The 3,576-nt window shown below is 53.6% G+C and carries 1 protein-coding gene and 2 pseudogenes; 1 reads left to right on the forward strand and 2 read right to left on the reverse strand.

From position 1 onward, the window contains the following. Together AUR66_RS16045 and AUR66_RS16050 are read right to left on the reverse strand one after the other, a co-directional pair. Positions 1-2,219 (reverse strand): annotated as a pseudogene (locus AUR66_RS16045) (hypothetical protein); the annotation flags it as partial. Between the two features lie 334 nt (positions 2,220-2,553). Beyond that, positions 2,554-2,907 carry a hypothetical protein gene (locus tag AUR66_RS16050; RefSeq protein WP_058573244.1) on the reverse strand — a complete coding sequence of 118 codons (354 nt, stop codon included), beginning with the start codon at positions 2,905-2,907 and terminating at the stop codon, positions 2,554-2,556. 428 nt (positions 2,908-3,335) lie between these two features. On the opposite strand from AUR66_RS16050, the pseudogene AUR66_RS22825 reads away from it, so the two are divergent. Next, positions 3,336-3,576: pseudogene (locus AUR66_RS22825) on the forward strand (hypothetical protein); the annotation flags it as partial.

Raw genomic sequence — 3,576 nt, forward strand, 5'->3', positions numbered from 1 at the left:
AAGTTCTCCTTCACACCTTCGAGATCATACGCATCGGCGATGGCCCAGAAGCTCTTCTTCGACCGCGTTCGGTGGACTTCCATCTTGTACCACCGCTCGTAGGTATCGCGGTTCTTGTCGAGACCCTGTTGCTTCATCTTCTCCACGAAGTCGTCAAGGTTGTCACCGGTCTCCTCCAAGGCGGCTTCAAGGTTGACTTTCCACAGATTCGCAAAGTAGTACAGTCCGACGTCTCCGCGTTCACGAATCAGCGCGTACAGTTGTTCACGCATGTCATCGGTATCCTCCAGATGGACGACGACGTCGTGTTCCTTAAGGCGCGAAGCGTTCTTCTTGAATAGTTTGTCGTGTCCTTCGCGAATGGTGAACACTTTGGCGTCCTTACGGAGGTACATGGACAGGTCGTCATCGAAGTGGACATTGAGACAGTCGGTCTCGGTCCGTCCACCAGCGGTGCTCGTCTGTTGCGTGGAGGATGTCTCGTACCCGGTAGGGTGGAAGACCTCACTGTCCTCGTAATCTGTCTCGTATCCTCGAACAATTTCACCCAGGTCTTCGCCTTCGGTCTCATCAACGGAGATGTCCTCACCGAGATCGCTCGTACTGGGTTCCTCGTACTCGGGGAGGTCGATGTTCACACGTTCGACGTCCGCGGGTTCGTCCGTCGCAATACGGGTCAACTTGTCGATTACGGTCCAGAACGGCGTGTCCGCAATCGACTCAAAGGAATTCTCCACGGCGTCCACTTGTGAGTGGAGGAGGCCCATTTCGATGGGATACGCCAGGACGATAGCGTCCGTTGCGACGTCGGTGCGGAGGAGATCGCGATCACCCCATCGAAGTGCGCCATAGAGGACGGCGTGGTCCGTCGAATCGGCCGATCGAATACTGTGAGTATCGTGTATCGAGAGGTCGTCACCCAGGTCACGGTAGAGAGCAGTGTGCTCAGACTGAAGGAACGTCGTGAGTGCCTGCTGTTGACTCTCTGTCGCAGTCACGACAGAAATCGAGTCCCCCCTGTCAAGTGCACCGTAGAGCAGGTTGTCTACTAACACGCCCTGTTTCTTGTCACTCGCAGGCACGTCGTCCCAAATTTCCTCCAGCTCTTCGAGAGCCGAGACTACGTCCCGGAACGTGCCGGTTGCGGGATTGGCCTGGGGATCAGACGCTATGCGGCCCGCGAAGCGGTCAAGTTGCGCGAGTCGGCTCGATATCGTCGTCCGTCGGGCGTGGAAGTCGGCCACGTCAAGCGGAGTCAAGAGCTCACGAAAACTCCCCAGAGCATACCGCACGAGCTGTTGGCCTCGCCTGAGGACGTCGGCGTCCAACTTCCGCGTCAAATACTCGAACTTCGCTCTACGGTCGTTCGCCCGTTTCAGGGCCGTAAGGAGGTCCCCGTCGCCGCACGTATGGACGTCGATAGAGAGCCCTGAAACGCGATTTTGCTCCCGTCTAGCGACGACTTGGGAACGGCGGGTTGTCGGACTTACTTCGTCGTCGGTATGCATCCACTCGTGTCCACTCTCTCGATCACTCTCAACTACGGTGGACAGCAGTCGAGGTGGCCAGGTCCACAGGAATGCTCGTCTCCGTAATTTCCTCACGAGGTCTGACGTTGGGTTGCTCGTGAAATAGACTATCGCGGGAACGTCGTTTCGTTGTTTCCACTTCAATAACCGGGAGAGTCGCTCTTCGTCGTACTTCACGGAGTCATCGTATATCACACACCGAACTCGGTCACCGACATCGTTTGAAGGGATACGCGTGCTTGTGTACGAAAAGAGAAACCGGGCAGGCTTATCTGGATGGTTCTGGTTCTTCGTTACTGTCGCTAGGGACCCGTCTGTCGTCACATTAGCTATCGGGGTCTCCTCACGCGCGTAGCAAGCCTTGTCGTGTGGCGGCTGTAACGACGTCGGGGCCAGCTGCCGGAACCGCTCGCGGAACTCCGTGTTGGAGCTGAGCAGGAAGACTGCGTTACGGCCATCTACCTTGGGCCCGAAGAGTGCTTCAAGAGCGTGGAGGTGCAAAAACTCGGCTCTGTCGGACGGTGTCACGACGACGACATCCTGGCCACGTTCTACCATCGCGTTGAGGAGTCCTGCATGTACTCTCGTCGTGGCTGGGAAGTTGACTAGTCGCTCTTCGTCGGCGAGATTGCCGGACGAGATGAACGGCTGCTTAAGCGCTGGCGTATCGAAGAGCGCGCTGAGTGGCACAACTCTGACAAAACGAGTAGGGGTGGAAATAGTTTACTAAAGGTTACACTACAAGCACACCCGTTGGATGAAGCTATTGAGTGTCCTCGAAATACAAATTTCTGTCGCGGAGCGGGTAATTCAGTGTGTCATACGGTGATCTTAGATTCCCGCCACAGGGTGTTACCATCTTGAGCGAGACGTGAAAGCGCGAACAGTTCGATACAAGGGCTTCGACAGATAGACCGAGAAAAGATATCTCTACGTCATCACCAGCTCTGGGAATCGATAGAGCACCCAGTGGGAACGACCAGATGGTGAAACAGTTTCAGCCAACAAGTAGAATCAGAATCAATCAGGAAAGCTGTCTAATGAACTTCCGAACCTTATCTGTCGCCTTCTGGAGGTCATCTGTAGATACAGAATATTCACCCCCAATCACCTCCGTGAACCCTGGACGATGGTAGTCGGGGCCCGCGGTTTCGGCGCCCTCAATGTACCACTGGCCATCAATAAATTGGAGAGAAACAACTCTACTTGGTTCATCTACACCAACAAGTGAGATCTCATCAGCATCCCATTCATATTCATCAGGGTCCATTGGACGGACCCACTGAAAGCTGTGCGCGTCAAGTTTGGTCCGTTTCCACGTCCGACTATTTTCTTCAACCGTTTCCGGGGGGAGGTCGGAGTCGTCGAGGCTCGTCATAGTCCAGATATAACCACCCCCAACAATGAACATACTGATGGACTGTACGGTTTTGAAAGTCGGTCCTCCTGTTACTGCCTTCCTGAGGCATCCGCGTTCACTAAATGAACAGAGTATGATTAATTGCAGTGGTGTTTTCAAAAATCAGGTTCCATTGAACGGATTCGGGTAGAGAGTTTGAACCTATTATAATTCTCAAGAGACACCCTCACTTTTCCACCTAAGCGAGGCTATCTGGACACATTCAACGTCTTTGTCGGACGCAATTTCAGAGCCATATTTTGTCCTTTAATACAGTGTGCTCTCTACGGCAGAGAACAATCGAATTTCCCAACAATCATCACCAAAAGTCTCATATCCGATGTAGTGCTTTATTACAAGTACATCCAATTTGAGACATCATGCTAGAAGAGAATGAGTTGCGAATCATGGCGACACTTGATTCCCCTAAAAAGCGCCGAGCACTTGCCGCTGAGCTCGGGTATGAACCGGGGACCATCACGAACGCTGTGATACATCTCGAAAAATTAGGATTGGTCACCCGCGAACGGGTGGGCAACGAGACGATAATACACCCTACGTCTGCGAAGTGCCTCGAGGTGTACCAGGACCTCACGGCAACCAACTCCCACGTTGACTTCCCAGAATTGCTGACGTCGTCGATGCTTC

Origin of the sequence: Haloferax profundi (genome assembly GCF_001469865.1) — an archaeon.
In the GTDB taxonomy this organism is placed as follows: domain Archaea; phylum Halobacteriota; class Halobacteria; order Halobacteriales; family Haloferacaceae; genus Haloferax; species Haloferax profundi.